The sequence below is a fragment of the Pseudomonas sp. PAMC 26793 genome, assembly GCF_000313235.1.
Lineage (GTDB): Bacteria > Pseudomonadota > Gammaproteobacteria > Pseudomonadales > Pseudomonadaceae > Aquipseudomonas > Aquipseudomonas yamanorum.
Map to the genome: position 1 here is coordinate 214,053 of NZ_AMXG01000035.1, position 17,725 is coordinate 231,777.

The 17,725-nt window shown below is 59.2% G+C and carries 24 protein-coding genes; 15 read left to right on the forward strand and 9 right to left on the reverse strand.

Annotation, left to right across the window (positions count from 1 at the left end):
- Positions 1–117: 117 nt before the first annotated feature.
- A complete protein-coding gene (locus D109_RS1000000132875) occupies positions 118–549 on the reverse strand; it encodes a hypothetical protein (protein ID WP_081585350.1) in 432 nt (143 codons plus the stop codon).
- 170 nt (positions 550–719) lie between these two features.
- Between D109_RS1000000132875 and D109_RS0114980 the strand changes: the two genes are divergently transcribed.
- From D109_RS0114980 to D109_RS0115020, 9 genes are all read left to right on the forward strand, one after another.
- Complete coding sequence (locus D109_RS0114980; RefSeq protein WP_017477626.1) at positions 720–1,742, forward strand: alpha/beta hydrolase; 1,023 nt, start codon at positions 720–722, stop codon at positions 1,740–1,742.
- A 306-nt stretch (positions 1,743–2,048) separates the two neighbouring features.
- Positions 2,049–2,366: a hypothetical protein gene (locus D109_RS0114990; RefSeq protein ID WP_017477628.1), complete on the forward strand. Its 318-nt coding sequence runs from the start codon at positions 2,049–2,051 to the stop codon at positions 2,364–2,366.
- Positions 2,367–2,469: 103 nt separating this feature from the next.
- Complete coding sequence (gene arr / locus D109_RS0114995; RefSeq protein WP_017477629.1) at positions 2,470–2,886, forward strand: NAD(+)--rifampin ADP-ribosyltransferase; 417 nt, start codon at positions 2,470–2,472, stop codon at positions 2,884–2,886.
- A 47-nt stretch (positions 2,887–2,933) separates the two neighbouring features.
- Positions 2,934–3,122, forward strand: coding sequence for a DUF1737 domain-containing protein (locus D109_RS1000000132880; RefSeq protein WP_081253153.1), 189 nt, complete (start codon positions 2,934–2,936; stop codon positions 3,120–3,122).
- A 70-nt stretch (positions 3,123–3,192) separates the two neighbouring features.
- The gene (locus tag D109_RS0115000) at positions 3,193–4,374 is read left to right on the forward strand and encodes an MFS transporter (RefSeq protein WP_026077986.1); all 1,182 of its coding nucleotides are present in this window, start codon (positions 3,193–3,195) and stop codon (positions 4,372–4,374) included.
- Positions 4,375–4,462: 88 nt separating this feature from the next.
- A complete protein-coding gene (locus D109_RS0115005) occupies positions 4,463–4,831 on the forward strand; it encodes a VOC family protein (protein WP_026077987.1) in 369 nt (122 codons plus the stop codon).
- Positions 4,832–4,935: 104 nt separating this feature from the next.
- Positions 4,936–5,358, forward strand: coding sequence for a hypothetical protein (locus tag D109_RS0115010; RefSeq protein WP_017477633.1), 423 nt, complete (start codon positions 4,936–4,938; stop codon positions 5,356–5,358).
- 32 nt (positions 5,359–5,390) lie between these two features.
- The gene (locus D109_RS0115015) at positions 5,391–6,089 is read left to right on the forward strand and encodes an HAD family hydrolase (protein ID WP_017477634.1); all 699 of its coding nucleotides are present in this window, start codon (positions 5,391–5,393) and stop codon (positions 6,087–6,089) included.
- Between the two features lie 61 nt (positions 6,090–6,150).
- Complete coding sequence (locus D109_RS0115020; protein WP_017477635.1) at positions 6,151–6,555, forward strand: TonB family protein; 405 nt, start codon at positions 6,151–6,153, stop codon at positions 6,553–6,555.
- 135 nt (positions 6,556–6,690) lie between these two features.
- Here D109_RS0115020 and D109_RS0115025 read toward each other — a convergent pair whose 3' ends face one another.
- Complete coding sequence (locus tag D109_RS0115025) at positions 6,691–7,155, reverse strand: GNAT family N-acetyltransferase (RefSeq protein WP_017477636.1); 465 nt, start codon at positions 7,153–7,155, stop codon at positions 6,691–6,693.
- Between the two features lie 225 nt (positions 7,156–7,380).
- Here D109_RS0115025 and D109_RS1000000134620 point away from each other — a divergent pair, with 225 nt between their 5' ends.
- The 4 genes from D109_RS1000000134620 to D109_RS0115040 all read left to right on the forward strand — a co-directional run bounded on the left by D109_RS1000000134620 (position 7,381) and on the right by D109_RS0115040 (position 9,389).
- Positions 7,381–7,524, forward strand: a complete 144-nt coding sequence (locus D109_RS1000000134620) for a hypothetical protein (protein WP_177325519.1) — start codon at positions 7,381–7,383, stop codon at positions 7,522–7,524.
- Positions 7,525–7,662: 138 nt separating this feature from the next.
- Positions 7,663–8,205, forward strand: a complete 543-nt coding sequence (locus D109_RS0115030) for a hypothetical protein (RefSeq protein WP_017477637.1) — start codon at positions 7,663–7,665, stop codon at positions 8,203–8,205.
- A 149-nt stretch (positions 8,206–8,354) separates the two neighbouring features.
- Positions 8,355–8,546, forward strand: a complete 192-nt coding sequence (locus tag D109_RS0115035) for a hypothetical protein (RefSeq protein WP_023658809.1) — start codon at positions 8,355–8,357, stop codon at positions 8,544–8,546.
- Between the two features lie 207 nt (positions 8,547–8,753).
- Positions 8,754–9,389, forward strand: coding sequence for a LysE family translocator (locus tag D109_RS0115040; protein ID WP_017477638.1), 636 nt, complete (start codon positions 8,754–8,756; stop codon positions 9,387–9,389).
- A gap of 1 nt (position 9,390) precedes the next feature.
- Here D109_RS0115040 and D109_RS0115045 read toward each other — a convergent pair whose 3' ends face one another.
- Positions 9,391–9,675: a hypothetical protein gene (locus D109_RS0115045; RefSeq protein ID WP_017477639.1), complete on the reverse strand. Its 285-nt coding sequence runs from the start codon at positions 9,673–9,675 to the stop codon at positions 9,391–9,393.
- A gap of 209 nt (positions 9,676–9,884) precedes the next feature.
- Here D109_RS0115045 and D109_RS0115050 point away from each other — a divergent pair, with 209 nt between their 5' ends.
- Positions 9,885–10,340, forward strand: coding sequence for a GFA family protein (locus D109_RS0115050; protein ID WP_017477640.1), 456 nt, complete (start codon positions 9,885–9,887; stop codon positions 10,338–10,340).
- Position 10,341: 1 nt separating this feature from the next.
- Here the strand turns inward: D109_RS0115050 and D109_RS0115055 are convergent, their stop codons facing one another.
- On the reverse strand, positions 10,342–10,869 hold the full coding sequence (locus D109_RS0115055; protein ID WP_017477641.1) for a DinB family protein: 528 nt from the start codon (positions 10,867–10,869) through the stop codon (positions 10,342–10,344).
- Between the two features lie 124 nt (positions 10,870–10,993).
- Between D109_RS0115055 and D109_RS0115060 the strand changes: the two genes are divergently transcribed.
- Complete coding sequence (locus D109_RS0115060) at positions 10,994–11,713, forward strand: tellurite resistance TerB family protein (RefSeq protein ID WP_017477642.1); 720 nt, start codon at positions 10,994–10,996, stop codon at positions 11,711–11,713.
- Positions 11,714–11,872: 159 nt separating this feature from the next.
- Here the strand turns inward: D109_RS0115060 and D109_RS0115065 are convergent, their stop codons facing one another.
- The 5 genes from D109_RS0115065 to D109_RS0115085 form a co-directional block, all read right to left on the reverse strand.
- Positions 11,873–12,676 carry a hypothetical protein gene (locus D109_RS0115065; protein ID WP_017477643.1) on the reverse strand — a complete coding sequence of 268 codons (804 nt, stop codon included), beginning with the start codon at positions 12,674–12,676 and terminating at the stop codon, positions 11,873–11,875.
- Positions 12,677–12,820: 144 nt separating this feature from the next.
- Positions 12,821–13,168, reverse strand: coding sequence for a DUF2493 domain-containing protein (locus tag D109_RS0115070; protein ID WP_017477644.1), 348 nt, complete (start codon positions 13,166–13,168; stop codon positions 12,821–12,823).
- 31 nt (positions 13,169–13,199) lie between these two features.
- Positions 13,200–13,403: a hypothetical protein gene (locus tag D109_RS0115075; RefSeq protein WP_226478319.1), complete on the reverse strand. Its 204-nt coding sequence runs from the start codon at positions 13,401–13,403 to the stop codon at positions 13,200–13,202.
- Between the two features lie 59 nt (positions 13,404–13,462).
- Complete coding sequence (mgtA, locus tag D109_RS0115080; protein ID WP_017477646.1) at positions 13,463–16,177, reverse strand: magnesium-translocating P-type ATPase; 2,715 nt, start codon at positions 16,175–16,177, stop codon at positions 13,463–13,465.
- Between the two features lie 246 nt (positions 16,178–16,423).
- Complete coding sequence (locus tag D109_RS0115085) at positions 16,424–16,717, reverse strand: hypothetical protein (RefSeq protein WP_017477647.1); 294 nt, start codon at positions 16,715–16,717, stop codon at positions 16,424–16,426.
- Positions 16,718–17,725: the final 1,008 nt, after the last annotated feature.

Genomic DNA, 17,725 nt, shown 5'->3' on the forward strand with positions numbered 1-17,725 from the left:
TATTTTTTACCCGGTTTCCATATCTAAGCCCAGCGCGATTGCTGGGCTTTTTCGTTTTTGGCGCCAGAAATAAGAAGCCCGGCGCTGGGCCGGGCTTCGAGGTAATAGCGTCAGAAACTAACGATGTTTGTTCTTGTGTTTATGCTTGTTTTTGCCATTGTGCTTCTTGCCATCAGATCGATGATTGCTCTCATCGTCCGCCAGGTTGTTTCCCAGCGCGCCACCCGCGGCGCCGCCGAGACCTGCACCGATCGTCGAGCCAGTGGCGCCGCCGAGGCGATTACCAACAAGTGACCCGCCAGCCGATCCGATACCGCCACCTAACGCGGCTTCCGCTCTGTTGCCTCTTTGAGCGCCGACAGCACTGCCAGCAGCACCCCCTACGCCTGCGCCTACCGCCGCGCCCGTTGAGCCGCCGAGCTGTTGACCTACGATATTGCCAAGTGCACCACCAACGCCGCCTCCAAGAGCGGCGGTGCCATCTCCGGCGGCCATTGCGCCTTGCGAAATGAGGGCACCCAGAACCAGGGCGGGTAGTGTCATTTTCATTTTTTGAACCTCTATGGGTTGTCAGCAGGCGCTCACGGTTTAAGCACGCCTGGCATTAGGACTAGAGTGAGAGTTTCAAGTTCTCCAAGGGCAGTGCCCGCGGGCGAATGGTTGTAACAAGATATGCCGTGTTGGGTCTGGTTGCGGCCGGCCTAGCATGAGGAGACCCTATGTCCACTTCCAAGCTCAGTTCACGCGTTTTCAGCACGCCCCGTCATACGACGCATTATGTAGAGCAGGGGCCTGCCGATGGCCCATTGATGGTGTTCCTGCACGGTTGGCCTGAGCTCAGTCTGATCTGGCGTGCGCAGATGGACGCGTTCGCTGCCCAAGGCTGGCATTGCGTCGCACCCGACATGCGCGGCTATGGTGGCTCTTCTGCGCCAGCCGCCCTCAATGCGTACACGATTGAAAACATCGTGGCAGACATGGCAGAACTTCATGACCACCTCGGTGGAATGCCCGCAATCTGGGTAGGCCATGATTGGGGCAGCGTTGTGGCGGGTGAATTGGTCGCGCATGAACCTCAGCGCAGCCGCGGCGTTGTGCTGATTTCGGTCCCGTACTTCCCCTCCACGAATGCGCTGGCGACGCTGGTCCCGCTGGTTGATCGAGGGATCTACCCGGCGGACCAGTATCCAGACGGTCAATGGGACTATTACCGCTACTACAACACGCACTTTGCGTCCGCCGTGGCGGATCTTGATGCGGACAAAGCCGCCTCGCTGGCGTCGATTTATCGGCCAGGCGACCCCGCGAGCATCGGCAAGGTTGCATCCAATGCCGAAGTGACCAGAAAAGGCGGGCGGTTTGGCGAAGCGCACCGAGCCCCACCCACCCAACCAGACCCCGCACTTTGGCCAGAGGCGGACTTCGCTGTGCTGGTGCGGACGTTCGAAGAGCATGGTTTTGGCGCGCCCTGCGCTTGGTATCTGAACGACGATGCCAACATCGATTACGCCCAACGAGCGCCCAACGGCGGACGCCTGTCATTGCCCGTGCTGTTTGTGAACGGCGATTACGACCAGATGAATACCATCACGGGCAATCGGTTGGGCGGCCCCATGCGTGCGGCCTGCGCAGATCTCAGCGTGACGAGCGTGCCTGGCGGGCATTGGCTTCCAGTGGAGTGCAAGGCAGAGCTCGTTGAGGCCATAAGTACCTGGCTACAAAGTAGAGAGCTGCGTAATTGATCTTCCTTTGGTGTCTTTGAGAACCCTATACCCTTGCTTATGGTGCCCGGGTTGTTCGCAGTGTCTAACGGAACGTATGATCGCCACGAGTGCCCTCATCCGGGCGCTGAGAGACTCACACCCTTTGAAGGACATGAGCATGGAAAAGCACTTCGGTAATTCAGGCCTGTTCAAGGCTGCTTCGTATCACTGCAACACACTCCTGGACAGCGGCATCGCTCGCTGGGAGCTGAAAAATATTGCGTTGAATACGAAGGAGTTTTTGATATGTCCAAAGAACTACTCGGAGTTTCTGCTCTAGGGTTGATGGTGCTCGGTGAGTTTTGTGCAATCTACAGTGAGGTGGTAACCGCCAAGCTTGCCCAGACAGGGACTAGCTCCTGGGAAGGGTTCGTCATTCCCGTTGTGATCATGTGTTTTGCCGGGCTTTGCCTGCTGGGTGCGTATTGGCTGGGGTACATGGCTGTCGGTGATATCTGGATCGTCACCGTGGTCTCAGTCACCTCTTTGCTGCTGCTTGAACCCGTGGTGGTCTGGTCGCTGTTCCATGAGGCACCAGGGCGTGGTGCACTCATCGGGTTCGTCCTGGGAGCCTTGGGTATGCTTTCCACTGTACTGCTTTAACTCAGCCCTCTGGCCTGGCGATCAAGCGCCGGGCCAGTTCACCGCCACTGGGTTCCGTGCAACCCTTAGTGATTTTGTAATTCATCCTCGGAGCAGCGAGCCCATGTCAAACACCGCTGGCATGTTTACCCGTCAGTTCTTTCACGGCACCCGGGCCGATCTGGAACCGGGCGATCTGATCCGCGTCGGCTACCCCTCCAATTTCACGCAAGGTAAACCACTGTCGTGGGTCTACTTCGCGGGCACCCTGGATGCCGCCATCTGGGGCGCTGAGCTGGCGCTTGGCAGTGAGCGGGAACGGATTTATGTCGTGGAGCCAACGGGGCCAATCATGGATGATCCCAACGTGACGGATAAGAAGTTTCCCGGCAACCCCACGCTGTCCTATCGCTCCGGCGATCCGTTGCGGGTGGTGGCTGAGGTGACGAAGTGGCAAGGACATCCGCCTGAGCGGTTGCAGCAGATGAAGGACAACCTCGCCCGTTTAAAGGCCGAGGGTCGCGATGTGATCATCGACTGATATAGATTGCCCAGTGGTTTTCTTCAATTGTTCCAGCAGGTGCCCCCATGCAGCATTCTCCTCCTGAAGGCTTACCCACCTATCGGATTCTGACAGGCAAGGACGATGCCTCCTTCTGTCACCGCGTCTCTGAGGCCCTTGCTCTGGGCTACCAGCTTTATGGTTCGCCAGCGGCAACTTTTAACGGCGAATACGTTGTCGTGGCACAGGCCGTCGTTTGGAATCCCGATAACTAGCCGGTCTCAGTGAGCGACGCGCGAGGTGGAGTCACGACGACTCAGCCATGAACAGGGACGGACATTGCCGGTGATCAATTCAGCCTTGCGGGTATGGTGTGCAGTCAGTGTGCTGTGCATCGCCTCCTTTACCATGGTGACTTCCGAGTTCGCCCCCATTGGTTTGCTGTCGCAAATATCCGCCGACCTGGATCAAGCCCCGTCTACCGTCGGGCTGACCGTAACGCTATACGCCTGGATCGGGGCGGTCAGCGGCTTGCTATCCAACTGGTTGAACCGCCGGGTTCCCCGCAAGGCGCTGCTGATTGCGTTGATGTTGATACTGGCCTTATCAAACGGCCTGGCAGCGTTATCCCCTGAATTTTCCTCTCTGCTCGGTGCCCGCGCCGTCGGCGCATTGGCCCATGGCGTGTTCTGGGCCATCGTGGCAGCCACCGCCGCGCATATCGTGCCGTCGCACCGCGTGGGACTGGCCACCTCGATTGTGCTGGGCGGCATCACGATCGCCACGGTCATGGGCGTACCGCTGATTAATCTGGTGGGCCAATACGATGGTTGGCGCACGGCTTTTGTGTGCCTCGCCGTGATGTGTGTCGCCAGCGCCGGTGCGATCGCCCTGGTGCTGCCTTCCCTGCATATTCCCTCGCTGGCCAAAGGTCTGGGGTTTGCGGTGGTGCTGCGGCGCAAGGACCTCTTGATCACCTACGTCATCACGGGCCTGACGGCGGCCGCGCATTTTGGCGCCTACACCTTTGTCGAGCCGTTTATTGGCCAGGTGCCTGGAATTACCTCGTACATGATTGCGGTGTTGCTGTTTGCCTTCGGGGCCTCGGGTTTCCTGGGCAACCTCTTGAGTGCGCTGTTGATTGATCGCTACTTGAAAGCGTTCATTTTGCTGGCGTTGGTTGCGATGGCATTGGCGTTGGTGACCTTGGGTATTTATGGCCCGCCACTCGGTCTCGTGCCCGTGGTTATCCTGCTGGTGGTCTGGGGCGTGGCCATTTCCGCTTTGTTTACCGGTCTGCAGACCTGGGTCTTGAGGATCGCCGGTGATCACATGGTGCCTGCGACCGCCATCCACACAGCTGTGCTCAACAGCGCGATCGGGCTGGGTGTGATTATCGGTGGCGGTGCGCTGGATGTGGCGGGGTTCAAGGGGGCGATGCTGTCGGCCAGCGTGGTGATCGTCCCGGCCATTATCCTGATGATTGCCGCAGGACTTCGCGCCCGGGCAGAACCGGTTTTTTCGTAAAGTGGGAGCGCTCTGGCGAAACACTCCTGTCAGGAACTGACACAGGCTTGAACTAAGGTGAGCTCTCTCACTCCCGCCAGGTCAAATAATGAAATTCTCGTCTGTTCGTCTCGTTACCAACCACGTTGAACGGCTCGTTCAGTTCTATCAAAACCTCACGACCGTCGAGCCAAGGCATCTGGCTGACGGGTTCGCTGAAATTCACCTCGACGGCGTGGTCCTGGCCATAGTCGATGAGCGCCTGATCCGCCTTCATAACGATGGCTTGGCAGTGGCCGCCAGCAACCGTTCGGCGATCCTGGAGTTTCAAGTGGAGGATGTCGAGGCTGCCCTGCTGCGTATCGGTCGTGCAGACGTGGTGATGCCGGTGACGGTCATGCCATGGGGCAACACTTCGGTATTGCTGCGTGATCCTGATGGAAGCCTGGTCAACGTCTTTTCGAGGCCTTGGCGCTGAATCGGTCCGTCGTTGTAACCAAGTTCAGTAAGGTCGATAACGCGTTAAAGTAATCGGCTGAAGCGCCGATCAATTAAGATCTATACCGGAATTGGATATTTGACATGATCACTAACGTCAGCAGTCTCGCTTCAGTATCCACCAGTCCAAGCTCCGCCAGTGTGAGTGATGGCTCCAAGACGCAAGCTTCCGGCACCTCAGGCTCCGGCCCGACCACCGATGCCAAAAGTGCTTCCGGCGCAGGGGCCGGCCAGGCCGCATCGACGTCGCAGGAGTCCGACACCGTCAAGGAGCTGAAAAAGCAAATTGCAGAGTTGCAAAAGCAACTTCAAGAGCAGCAGCAAAACATGCAAAAGGCACAGGCCAGCAATCAAAGCGCAGACGCCAAGGCGGCCGCCGTGGCAGCAGCCCAGACGCAGATTGCCGCAACGGCAGCAGCGTTGCAGTCTGCTTCCTCGGCTTTGTTGCAGGCGCTGACTTCTGAAGGTGGAAGTGGTACCGGTTCACTCGTCAGTGCCACCGCCTGACAGGCAGATTTGGTTTTCCACGAGGAACATTCGTGTACCCGCGCGCCATTCTGTTCGACCTGGATAACACACTGACGCATCGCGCCTTGAGTATCCGGCGCTACGCCGAACGGTTCCTGGCTGAGTTCGGCGAGCACATCAGGCCCGCGACGCTGGACGACATCACGCACCTGATTTTGCGGGAAGACAGCGGCGGCTATCTTTCCCCGCAGTCCGCATTCTCTTCGATCCGCGAAGCTGTAGGCCACACCCTTGCCAACCAACTGCCGTGGCGAGTGCCGCAGCCGGCTGAGGTCCTAGTCGAGCACTGGGTCAGCCATTTTCCGGCCGCAGCCGTGCCAATGCCGGGCGCTGCAGCGTTGATTCAGGCGCTGGAGCACAGACACATCAAAGTCGGGATTGTTTCCAATGGCGCCGAGCACTCGCGAAGGAAAACCATCGCTGCGTTGCCCTTCGCTCAGTCGGTTGGTACCGTTGTCAGCTCGCAAGCGTTCGGGACAGCCAAACCTGCACGGGAAATCTTCCATGAGGCAGCTGCACGGTTAGGCGTTCTTCCCGAGCACTGCTGGTTTGTCGGTGATCACCCTCTAAACGACTACCAAGGGGCAAAAGCCGCCGGGATGTACGCTGTATGGTTTCAAGGGTTTCATCAGTGGCCAGCAGGCCTTGCTCCCGCGCAAGACACTATAAAATCGCTCGACGAGCTACCCGCTCTGATCGCAAAGCGATAGCAAGCATAACGCCGGATAATTAGCCTAACGTCGCAAACCAAACGTCAACGGAACTGCGTTTATGAAATACAGCTGGATAGCACTGGTCTTACTGCTTTGTGCCTGCACGAGCGGCCCCAACCACCAGGAGCAAATGGTAGAGAAGCGCTTATGGGAATATCAGTTGCTCACTCACCTCAACCACTTCAAGTCCTACCCTGAAGACGCTCGCCTGCAAAGGCTGACCGGCATGGTCAGAGTGGCCTTTGTCGTCGACGCCAAAGGCAACCTGATACGCCACAAAATCGTCGGCCACACAGGCTCGGATCTTTTCGTCGGGGCAGTGGAGGCATTTATTCCGGCGGCATCGCCAGTGCCTGCGCCCCCGCCCTCAATGCTGCGTAAAGGCGAAGTTGAAGTGGTGGCGCCCTTTATATTCTGCATGGAGCAGGGAGCTTGCACGGGTTCACCGCCGCAGCGAATCTAGCGACAACCTGAGGGTAAATGACAGACAAAGAAAAGCCCGCGATGGGGAGCGCGGGCTTAAAGGTTTTCATTAGGAGCTGAGATGAACATAGGTGCCTGACTGTGAAACGACGGCGCTACAGGTTGGCAAACAACATCAATCGAGCAGCTTTTCCAGAAATACGCTATTGGGATCAGCCTCGTACTCACCAAACCGACTGCGACGCGAATACCCGCAGCGCTCGTAAAACGCAATGGCCTCAAGTTGGCGGTATCCGGTTTCGAGCATGAAGTGAGAACAGCCTCGCTTCTGTGCCTCAGCTTCTAAAAAAGTCAGTAGCACTCGCGCCAATCCCTGGCCGCGAAAGGCCGGCTTGGTGAACATCCGCTTCAGCTCTCCATATCCCGGATTTAGCGCCAGTGCCCCGCACACGATCGCTTCTGCGCCTTCAGTTCGACCGACGGCAAACAGGACGTTCGGCGCGCAGAGGGCATCGAGGTTGATGCCATGATGGGTTCCTTGCGGATAAAGCGGTATCTGGTACGCATCCAGCGCTTCAATGAGCGCAAGCACCTCCGGCTGGTTGGGACACTCAAGCAAAATAGGCTGGAATTTGTTCATAAGAGTCCCTTCTTGGGCAAGATCCGTTGGACGATGATTCTGCTGTGCCTTTCTGGGCGGCGTAACCGCGTACGCAGGCTGATTTAAAGGCCTTAAGCCTAAGTGAAAATGAACTACGCTGCCTATACAAGCCAAGAGCGCCTATACGCTGATCGGGCAAGCAAGACCTCACAGTATTTCAAGCGCGGCCAAGGTCGGTCGCGTATTTGAAAGGGAGTAGCAACCATGAAATTAATCATCGTGATCGCAGTCGCCGTGTTGTGTACTGGCTGCCAGTATTTCAGCTACCAGGACAGTTGCCGGGATAACCCCGATCAGCCCAGTTGCGCCGGGATGAGCTCCCAGGAAGCCTCTATCCATCGCCGATAGATCGGCCTGTTAGATTTCCCAGCCCCGGCATTTGCCGGGGCTTTTTCGTATACGCCGTCGCAACTCTTCACGGGAACAAGTGTTCAAAAACGCAGTCATAGCGATGTGCCATCTCGGCAGTCAGAAAGGAATCAACTGATGTCTATCATGGGTAAAGCTTCGTTCGCTGTTGTCGCTTCGTTGTTGATAGGTGCAATGGCACCGTCAGTTCAGGCGGCGAGTCCCGCTCGGTGGGGGGATTTTGGTGCGTCGGACGGTGACAAAATCACCGCGAGCAGTTGGGGCGCCGGTGGCGAATATTTCCTGCATTCGTCGAACATTTCGGTAGGCGACATTCAGGCCATGCGCGACGCGCTCAAGCGCAATGACAGCGAAATGCAAAGCCTGGAAAGCAAGCTGGAAGGCCAGGCACGCGCCCTTGAAGACCTGAAGAAAAACACCGGCTCAAGTTCCAGCTCCAGTGACGGCCAGCTGTCCGAGCTCAAGCGCACCGTATCCGATCAGAAAAGCACCATCGATAAGCTCAAGAGCGAGATTGAAGACCTCAAGCGCAATTCAAGTTCCAGCTCAAACTTCAGCTCCAGCGAACTGTCCAGCCTCAAAAGCACCGTCAGTGATCAGAAGCGCAGCCTTGAAGACCTCAAGCGCAGTGTCGACAACCTCAGCAGCAAGGTGAAGTAACAGAGCGGGGCCGTGGCCTTTGCCGGGCAGGAGCAGATTTTGCAGCTTGAAGTGCACGCCTGTGCGACGCCCGGTAGGTTACACCGCTTTACCCGGGTGTATGGTAGACCGGGCAAACACCTGGATTATCTCTGGAGAGAGAGGTGACTATGAGCACGCCCATGCTGAACAAGCTGCATCTCAACGGCTATGACATCGTGCAGGTCAACAGCGGCCCGTGGCGGGTCTGTACCAAGGCCGACCGCCTGGCATCCTTTGGCTCCCGTGAGCAGGCACTGGCGTACGCCGCAGCGCTGCCGGGGTACAAGGCGCGGTCGAGGCCGGTGGCCAATGATGCTTGAACCCTCAATAGCCTCGGTCAGCCGGGGCTTTTTATTGGGTCTCGCTTGAGCAATACATAAACGGTGGCGAGGGAGCTTGCTCCCGCTGGAGCGCGAAGCGCTCCCAGGATTTTGGCGCCGATACGCGGCCCAACGGGAGCAAGCTCCCTCGCCACACAGAGGATAGGGTGGGATGATTCGCAGCTGATTAGCCCCTAGGAACCTGTCATGTCCCTGGCAACCTTATTTCTGTTCGTCATGATGAGCGCCGCGATTATCGCGATCCCCGGCCCAACGGTTCTGCTGGCCCTGCAGAACGGTTCGCGCCATGGCTTGCAGGCAGCGGTCTGGGGCATGGCCGGGGCGGTGTTGGCGGACGCGTTGTTGGTGACCGCGGTGGCCTGCGGCCTGGGACTGTTGCTGGCGGCCAGCGAAGGGTTGTTTCAGGCGCTGAAATGGATGGGCTCGGCGTACCTCATCTGGATCGGCTGGCAGATGCTGCGCGCACCTCAAGCCGCGTTGCCGAGCGTGGACGAAGGTGAGGACAGCGGCACTCGCACGGCGAGTATTTTCACCCGCAGTTTCCTCGTGGCGATTTCCAATCCCAAGGCGTTGTTGTTCATGTCGGCATTCCTGCCGCAATTTGTCGACAGCACCCAAGCACAACTGCCGCAGTACGCGTGCCTGTTGTTCGCACTCTGCGTGCTGAATGTCAGCATCATGATGTTCTATGCGGTATGCGGGGCACGCTTGCTCAGTCGCCTGCGGCCCGCACATTTGCAGCACTTCAACCGTGGGACGGGTGGCTTGTTGATGACGATGGGCGTGCTGTTGGCCGCTTACCGTCGTGCCCCGGCTGCGTAACTTAAACGAATGGCTGGCCGTGGAACCCGCGTGGCAGGCGCTGACGGCCTGGCAGGTCGGTCAGGCGCTGGGTCCAGGCGCTGCGCCAGTCACCGGCGGCATCTGCAGATTTGGCTTTACGCGCAGCACGCCGGGCTGCGTTGCGCTGGGTGCGGCGGGCTTCCTTATAGACTTCGGTGTTACGGCAGGTACGGCACTTGACCCGTTTCAGCTCGGTGCTGGAAGGGAGGTTATTGCCGTGATGACCGCAGGCGAGATGGCCGGCGACCTTGAAGTGAATGACCATGTAAGCGTCTCCTTCTGGGGGGATGCGTCGCATCGACAAGCTGTTGATGCGCGCGGGCAGGGCGGGCAGCCATTGGCTGACTTTCACCGCTCTGTCTTTTATGACAGTTTGCTGTCACAGGCGTTCGTTTGTGCGAGTTGGCAACGCTGTTCGTGACGCGCCCGCTCGTTTACTCTCCAGGCACACACACAATGTGAATGGAGTGGAAGATGAGTCATCAAGAGTCCCAGGAAGGCGGCTGCCGTTGTGATCGGGTGCGTTTTACCGTGACCGAAAAACCGCTGATCACCATGGCGTGCCACTGCACCGGGTGCCAGAAGATGTCATCCAGCGCGTTCTCCCTGAGCGCGCTGATCCCCGCCAGCGGATTTACCATCACCCAGGGCAACCCGGTGATCGGCGGGCTGCATGGCGTCGACCGCCACTACTGCTGCCCCCACTGCATGAGTTGGATGTTTTCCCGCCCCAATGGCGTCGAGGACCTGATCAACCTGCGGCCCACCATGTTTGATGACGTCAGCGGCTATGTGCCATTTATTGAAACCTGGACCAGTGAAAAGCTGCCGTGGGCGTCCACGCCGGCGCAGCACAGCTTTGCGCAGCTCCCGGAGCGGGAGGATTTTCCCGCGCTGATTCAGGCGTACGCCGAGCACTGCGCCGGTTGAACTAGTCCATCAGCGCCAGCAGGTCGGTGTCGCCCACGTCGCGCCCGGCCTGGGTCAGCAGGGTTGTCACCTGGCCCCGGTGGTGGGTCTGATGATTGAAGAAGTGCACGAGCAGTGCATGAAAATTCTTGTTCATCGGTGTGCCCGCCATGTTGTGGTACTGCAGGGGCTGATCCAGCTCCGGCTCGCCGATGGATTGCACCCAGTCGATGATGATCTGGTCGAGCCAGGCCCGATGGGTCGACAGTTCACGTATATCTGCGAAGGCCAGTTGATTCAGGCGTAGCGGCAACGCCAAAGCGCTTAACGGCGCCAGCGCGGCAAAGCCTGCTGGATGCTCGGCGAAACGCTTGAGCCAGACGCGGTCACCCAGGGCGAGGTGGTTCAGCGTGCCAAGGATCGAACCGAAGAACGCACCACGGTCGGCAATCAGGTCCTCGTCGCTCAGGCCGTTGGCAGCCTCGTACACCTTGCGGTTCATCCACTGGTTGTAGGTCGCCATCAGGGCGATATGCTCGGTACGGGTCATGTCGGGGCTTCCTCCGGGTGCGGTGGCGCCATGATAAAGCGCGCTTGTCGGGCGGTCATGGTGTTCTGGCGCAGCGGGTCTATTGTTGTTGGTCTGGAACTCTGCGCCCTGGGAGGGTGACACCATGAATACCGGCGATCTACTGGAACAATTGCTGCGAGCGGGCCAAGCCTCCACGAGCCAACAGGGCGGCTCTGCACCCGGATCTCAGGGCGGGCTGGGTGGTTTGGGCGGGCTGCTGGGTGGTTTGCTGGGCGGCGGTGGTGCTGCGGGTTCAGGCGGTGGCGGCCTCGGTGGTTTGCTCGGTGGACTGGGCGGCATGCTCGGCGGAACCCGTGCGGCGCCGCAAGGGCGCACCGGCGGTACCAACTACGCGGCGCTGGCGTCCCTGGGCATGATGGCGTTCCAGGCGTATCAGGCCTGGCAGCGGCAACAGGCATCGGCGCCGCAGCAGGCGTTGCAAACGGTTGATCAGTTGTCCGGTGCGCAAGTTGAAGAGCACAGCCATGCCGTGCTGCGCGCGTTGATCGCGGCGGCCAAGGCGGATGGCGAGATTGATGAGCGCGAGCAGCAGATGATCTCGGCCGAGATCGGCAAGCACACCGATGACCCGCAATTGCAGGCGTGGCTGGATGCCGAGGTGGCCAAGCCGCTGAATGCGGCGGATTTTGCCGAGTTTGCCGGGGACCCGGCGATGGCATCCGAGGTGTACCTGGTCAGTGTGCTGCTGGTGGATGACCAGCAGGGCGCGGAGCGCAATTACCTGGATGAACTGGCGGGGCAGTTGAAGATTGATCCTGCGTTGCAGGTGCATCTGGAGCAGCAGGCCAAGGGGCAGGTTTAAATCGCTATTTACGGTCATACCAAACCTGTGGCGAGGGAGCTTGCTCCCGCTGGGCTGCGTAGCGGCCCCGGAATCTTTGGGAGCGCTTCGCACTCCAGCGGGAGCTAGCTCCCTCGCCACAGCAAGCTCCCTCGTCACAGGTTGATCATCGTCTGCGGATTAGAACCGCAACGTGGCCCCCGTCGTGAGCCACTGATGCTGATCCCCGATCAAACTGCGCCCCACCACCAGGTCCACATCCACATTCTTACCGACATGCACCCTCGGCCCTGCCTGCCACGCCTGGTCGCCACCTTGCTGGCCGTAACGTTCGGCGATCAGCGTCAGCGAGTCCATCACCCTGTATTCAAACCCGGTGCCCCAGGTCGGTCGATGGGTCTGGTCGCCGTCGTTATAGGCGTGGCTCCAGCCTGCGTTGAAGTTCAGCCGCAGGGCTTCCATGGGCTGCCAGGTAAACGGCACATTCAAGTCGGCGCCATCAAACGAGTGCTGGCGGTTCAGCGCGTAATGCACGCCGGCAGACGCGGCCAGTTCCAGGCCCAGGTCTTCCCGGGTCCATAACTGGGCTTTGAGTTGCGGATTCACCTGGGTTTCCCCGTCGCCATCATGATTGGCCCGGGACACGGCGGCGGTCCATTGCAACCAGGGAATGGCAGCGGCGGTGCACGCGGGCGAAAGGGTTTCGCTGTGGGTGGAGCCGTCGTGCCGATTGGCGGTGAACCAGGCGTCGACATTGCATTCGCCCGGGGCGTTGATGGCGCCGTCGTCGACCACATAGGAACCGCCGGCCGCATAGGCATTCGACATCAGGCTGAGCAGCAGCACGATGCCAAGCGTCGCGCCGACAAAAATCAGGTTGCGCCGCACTGCCCGACGCTTGGAAGCGGGCAGGGGATGGAAGGTTACGTGGGTGCTGCGGTTGCGGTATTTGGCGAAACCGTCAGGGGTGTGCTTCTTGTACATGGTGAACCTCGATCAACAGCCGGTGGCGTGTCCCGACCGGACTTGGCAGGGACGCGCCGTGATTCAAATAAAAAAAGGTGTGTAACTGGGTACCGCTACAACGGGGTTCTTCGTTCATGTCTGGATGCTCCAATAAAGGTTGATTCAGCTGTCTACGGTCAGCACATGAATGCCACTGGCCTTGGCCTGGCTCACCAGCTCCAAGGTGTCGTCGCCACCGGGCAGCGCGATGATCACGTCGGGGCGGCTGTCCGTGAGCATGAACTGGTTGCGGTGACGCTCGGCTTGCTTGCCATGGCGTTGCCAGTTGGGTGGGTAACGCACCACATCCACTCCCATTTCCCGTGCCCAGTCCTCCACGTCGCTGCCCAGGAACTGACTGCCGCCGTGGATCAAAACCTGCACCGGGCGCAGGCGGTGGTAGGCGTCCAGCACCTGGCGGGACATTTTTGTATCGGCGTAATGACGACCTGCACAGATCAAGACGCGCATGGTGATGTTTCCTTGTAGTGCGTATTGCCATTTATCGACGCGGGCGCAGCAAGCGGATGCACGTGCTGTTCAAGCGGCTGGAGAAACCCAGCATGAAGCGCATTTCCACGGCGCTGAGCACGTTGCGCGCGTAGAGCCGCACGCCCAACACCATCACCGTCTTGGCGGCCTGGGCGAGGGCGAATACCAATACGGCGCGTGCGGCGTTGTCGAGGTAGCTCATGAGTCGGTTCATTGTCTGTCTCCGCACGCGCTGGCTATCCATCGATAGCCAGCGTTTTCAGGGGCGGTTGATCAGTACCACTGCTTGAAGCGGCGGATGTAGAGGGTTTTCATCAGTTGAGCCACGCAGCAGTAGGCGACCAGAGTGCCCACCAGCCATGGGAAGTACGCCAGCGGCAGCGGCTCCAGGCCCACCATCGCGCCCAGCGGCGAGAACGGTACGTAGATGCCCAGCCCGATCACGATGCAGGTCATCATCATCACCGGCCATGCGGCGTTGCTCTGGAAGAACGGGATCTTGCGGGTACGCAGCATGTGCACCACCAGGGTTTGCGAGAGCAGCCCCTCGATGAACCAGCCGGACTGGAACAGGGTCTGCATTTCCACGCTGTTGGCCGAGAACACGTACCACATCAGGGCAAAGGTGGTCATGTCGAAGATCGACGAGGTCGGCCCGATCCAGATCATGAAGCGGCCAATGTTTTTCGCGTCCCACTTGCGTGGCTTGGCCAGGTATTCCTTGTCCATCTTGTCCCACGGTAAGGCCAGCTGGGAGATGTCGTACATCAGGTTTTGCAGCAGCAGGTGGATCGACAGCATCGGCAGGAACGGGATGAACGCACTGGCCACCAGCACCGAGAACACGTTGCCAAAGTTGGAGCTGGCGGTCATGTTCAGGTACTTCATGATATTGCCGAAGGTCTCGCGGCCTTTCAGCACGCCTTCTTCCAGCACCATCAGGCTCTTTTCCAGCAGGATGATGTCGGCAGATTCCTTGGCGATGTCCGTCGCGCTGTCCACCGAGATACCCACGTCGGCGTCCCGCAGGGCCGGTGCATCGTTGATGCCGTCGCCGAGGAAACCCACGGTGTGGCCGTTGGACTGCAAGGTCTTGAGTACCCGCGACTTTTGCAGCGGCGTCAGCTTGGCGAAGACTGTGCGTTCCTCAACCCGCAGTTTGAGGGTGGCGTCGTCCATCGCTTCGATTTCCGTCCCGAGCAACGGTACGCCAGGCTCCAGGCCGACCTGACGGCAGATCTTGCTGGTGACGATGGCGTTGTCGCCGGTCAGCACTTTGACCGCCACGCCAATCTCGCGCAGGGCAGCAATCGCCGGGCCTGCGGTTTCCTTTGGTGGATCAAGGAAGGTCAGGAAGCCACGGATCACCAGGTTGCGCTCATCGGCTGTGGTGTATTGCTTACGTGCGAGGGCCTTGGGAATGTTGCGGGTGGCCAGCACCAGCACCCGGAAGCCGTCTTCGTTGTAGTCCTGGGCAATCGCCAGCAACGCGTTGCGACGACGATCATCCAGCTCGACGGCAACGTCACCTTCCATCACGTGGGTGGAAATGCTCAGCATCTCCTCGACCGCGCCCTTGCACACCAGCAGGTGATCGTTTTGCGCGTCCTTGACCACAATCGACAGGCGGCGGCGGATAAAGTCGAACGGCAGCTCATCCACCTTGCTGTAGGCGAACGGTATCTGGAACTTCGGGTTCTGCTCCGAGAACTGGACGACCGCCTGATCCATCAGGTTCTTCATGCCGCTTTGGTGATGGCTGTTGAGCCAGGCCAGGGTCAGCACCGAATCATCACGGTTGCCGAAGGCGTTGACGTGGTGCTCGAGGATGATCTTGTCCTGGGTCAGGGTGCCGGTCTTGTCGGTGCACAGCACGTCCATCGAACCGAAGTTCTGGATCGCGTTGAGGCGCTTGACCACCACCTTGCGCTTGGCCATGGCGGTTGCGCCCTTGGCCAGGTTGGCGCTGACGATCATCGGCAGCATTTCCGGGGTCAGGCCCACCGCAACGGCCAGGGCGAACAGCAGGGCATCGCTCCAGTCACCCTTGGAGAAACCGTTGAGGAAGAACACGATCGGCGTCATCACCAGCATGAAGCGGATCAGCAGCCAGCTGACGCTGTTCACCCCACGGTCAAACGCGGTTTGCACCCGGGAGCCGACAATCGCCTTGGCCAGGGAGCCAAAGTAGGTGCGCGGGCCGGTGGCGACCACCACGGCTTGCGCCCGGCCACTGACGACGTTGGTGCCCATGAAGCAAATGTTCGGCAGGTCCAGCAGGTTGCCTTGGTCCGCGGCTGTGGAAGTAGCGGATTTTTGCGTGACGTCCCCGAGGGTGTCGTACTTCTCCACCGGCAAGGCTTCGCCGGTCAGCACGGCCTGGCTGATGAACAGGTCACGGGACTCGATCAGGCGAATGTCGGCCGGGATCATGTCGCCGGCAGACAGTTGCACGATATCGCCGGCTACCAGGTCGCGCATCGGCACTTCCCGCAGGGTCGGCTTGGAGCCCACTTGCTCACGGCGCAGCACCGTGGCGGTGGTGCGCACCATGGCCTTCAAGGCTTCGGCGGACTTGGCCGAGCGGTGTTCCTGCCAGAACCGCAGCAGGCTGCTGAGCATGACCATGGTCATGATAATGATGACCTTGGTCAGGTCGGCTTCTTCACCGGCCTGCAGTGGCAGCCAGTAGTCAGTGACGAAGCTGATGGCGCCCAGGGTCAGCAGCACATAGATGAACGGGTTGTTCAGGGCCTGGAGGAATTGCACGATGGCGTGAGGCGGCTTGTCGTGAGCCACCTCGTTATAGCCTTCACGTTGCAGGCGAGCAGAGGCATCCAGCTCGGTCAGGCCATCCTTGGTTGCCCGGACATTGGCGAGGGTTGCCGAGAGGCCGTTCTGGGCTTCGCGGGCGGCACGCATCGACAGTTTGGTGTCGGTGTCTGTGCCGTTTTTCTTGTGCAGTTTCGGGTTTTTTACTGCGCTCATTGTGTGTACTCCTGTCGCCAATTTTTCGACAAAACATACCCGGTACTTACCTGATGACAGGCGAGCGAAAGCATGCCGAGTCGCTGACTTCGCGATCGGTTTAAATAAAGTGTTGGGTAACTTTCTACAGGCCCGCTAACAGCGCGTTAGTTAACTAGCGCGCAGCGGGCTACTACTGGCTTCGTCCATAGAGAACTCCAGCTAAATAATTAACGGATAATCAGAAAGTTGCTGTTTCCAGCCGGCTTACGCCGTGCGAGCGTCCACGTAGAGGCTCAGCATCAGGCTCGCTTGCGCGACCAGGCTGGAAACGTCCCGTCTCTGTGGGTCTTGAGGGTCGGCGTGATCCCATTGCTGGACCAGATGGCCGGTGGTGGGGCAGATACGCCAGTGGGCCCGGGGAGTCGGGCACACGCGGGGGGATGAGGTCACAAAGGTGCTGCGGGTAGGGGAAAAGCCTACGGGCTCGCGGCACAATTTGGCACGCAGGGCGGCAGCCAGCGTACGCAGATCAGGCAAAACAATCAGTTGAAAGGTCATAACACACCTCGGAACCGGACTGGCATCCGGTGAGGCAGTTACGTTGGAGCGTCAGGCTCTAGCGCAGCTTACTCGGCCGGAAAGGCGAGTCCCGTCATTTTTTCTGGGTTTGGTGTCCGATTTGCCGCATTCACGGTGATCGGACAGCGACTAGATACTGTGTCCATTGGCTTCTTTTGTGAGGTTGAAAAATGGCCCTGAGTTGCAGGCACGGGGAATTTACTCAGGCAGTTGCCGGATGTCAACGGTTAATGACTTAATTTGTTACTGGTTCAGAGTTTGTTCAGATAGAGGGTGGGGGGAAGTTGGTGTGGTAAGTGTATTTGTTGATAAAGATCTTTGTCTGATGGAGAGAGGGATGTACATATCCGTTATTTAGGTGATGGCTGATATGGGTTCCGCTCTTACAGCGGCTCACTTTTGAAAAGCGCAAAAGTAAGCAAAACGCTCTTGCCCCACCACTCGGCACCTCGCCTAGGCTCGGAGTGCCCTCACTCCGGCTTTGGACCGTGGGCCGCCGTCATGGGCCATCCCTGGCCCAGGACGGCTAACCCGGCGTCCTGCCGGGTTACCCACGCTCCAAAGCCTGCGTTCGGCCAGCGTGGTTTAACGGGGCGCTTAAGATCAAGATCAAAAGCAAGAGCACAGCGGCCTACCGGCCGGCTTGAGTGTTGTAGAGCAAAATCAAAAGCTAAAGCGGGCACGGTCCAAATGTGGGAGCGGGCTTGCTCGCGAAGATCGTTAACGATGACGAGGGCATTCTGGATGAACGCGGCGCTCTCAGGTTTTTCGCGAGCAAGCCCGCTCCCACAGAAAAGCAGATCTGTTTTCGCTCTGGTCTTTGCTTTTGCTTTTAACACTCAAGCCGGCCGGGAGGCCGCTGTGCTCTGCTTTTGATCTGCTTTTGATCTTGATCTTAGGCGCCCCGTTAAACCACGATGGCCGCAAGTAGGCACAGTGGAGCGGGTAAATCGGCAAGGATGCCGATTTAGCCGCGCCGGGCCATGG

Coding starts and splice junctions, on each gene's coding strand:
- D109_RS0115070 (WP_017477644.1), bottom strand. CDS start 13,168: ATGCGCGTCTTGATCTGTGCAGGTCGTCATTACGCCGATACAAAAATG.
- mgtA (WP_017477646.1), bottom strand. CDS start 16,177: ATGAGCGCAGTAAAAAACCCGAAACTGCACAAGAAAAACGGCACAGAC.
- D109_RS0115030 (WP_017477637.1), top strand. CDS start 7,663: ATGTCTATCATGGGTAAAGCTTCGTTCGCTGTTGTCGCTTCGTTGTTG.
- D109_RS0115045 (WP_017477639.1), bottom strand. CDS start 9,675: ATGGTCATTCACTTCAAGGTCGCCGGCCATCTCGCCTGCGGTCATCAC.
- D109_RS0115065 (WP_017477643.1), bottom strand. CDS start 12,676: ATGTACAAGAAGCACACCCCTGACGGTTTCGCCAAATACCGCAACCGC.
- D109_RS0115085 (WP_017477647.1), bottom strand. CDS start 16,717: ATGACCTTTCAACTGATTGTTTTGCCTGATCTGCGTACGCTGGCTGCC.
- D109_RS0115075 (WP_226478319.1), bottom strand. CDS start 13,403: ATGAACCGACTCATGAGCTACCTCGACAACGCCGCACGCGCCGTATTG.
- D109_RS0115060 (WP_017477642.1), top strand. CDS start 10,994: ATGAATACCGGCGATCTACTGGAACAATTGCTGCGAGCGGGCCAAGCC.
- D109_RS0114990 (WP_017477628.1), top strand. CDS start 2,049: ATGGTGCTCGGTGAGTTTTGTGCAATCTACAGTGAGGTGGTAACCGCC.
- D109_RS0114980 (WP_017477626.1), top strand. CDS start 720: ATGTCCACTTCCAAGCTCAGTTCACGCGTTTTCAGCACGCCCCGTCAT.
- D109_RS0115040 (WP_017477638.1), top strand. CDS start 8,754: ATGTCCCTGGCAACCTTATTTCTGTTCGTCATGATGAGCGCCGCGATT.
- arr (WP_017477629.1), top strand. CDS start 2,470: ATGTCAAACACCGCTGGCATGTTTACCCGTCAGTTCTTTCACGGCACC.
- D109_RS0115025 (WP_017477636.1), bottom strand. CDS start 7,155: ATGAACAAATTCCAGCCTATTTTGCTTGAGTGTCCCAACCAGCCGGAG.
- D109_RS0115020 (WP_017477635.1), top strand. CDS start 6,151: ATGAAATACAGCTGGATAGCACTGGTCTTACTGCTTTGTGCCTGCACG.
- D109_RS0115055 (WP_017477641.1), bottom strand. CDS start 10,869: ATGACCCGTACCGAGCATATCGCCCTGATGGCGACCTACAACCAGTGG.
- D109_RS0115050 (WP_017477640.1), top strand. CDS start 9,885: ATGAGTCATCAAGAGTCCCAGGAAGGCGGCTGCCGTTGTGATCGGGTG.
- D109_RS0115005 (WP_026077987.1), top strand. CDS start 4,463: ATGAAATTCTCGTCTGTTCGTCTCGTTACCAACCACGTTGAACGGCTC.
- D109_RS1000000132880 (WP_081253153.1), top strand. CDS start 2,934: ATGCAGCATTCTCCTCCTGAAGGCTTACCCACCTATCGGATTCTGACA.
- D109_RS1000000132875 (WP_081585350.1), bottom strand. CDS start 549: ATGAAAATGACACTACCCGCCCTGGTTCTGGGTGCCCTCATTTCGCAA.
- D109_RS0115035 (WP_023658809.1), top strand. CDS start 8,355: ATGAGCACGCCCATGCTGAACAAGCTGCATCTCAACGGCTATGACATC.
- D109_RS1000000134620 (WP_177325519.1), top strand. CDS start 7,381: ATGAAATTAATCATCGTGATCGCAGTCGCCGTGTTGTGTACTGGCTGC.
- D109_RS0115010 (WP_017477633.1), top strand. CDS start 4,936: ATGATCACTAACGTCAGCAGTCTCGCTTCAGTATCCACCAGTCCAAGC.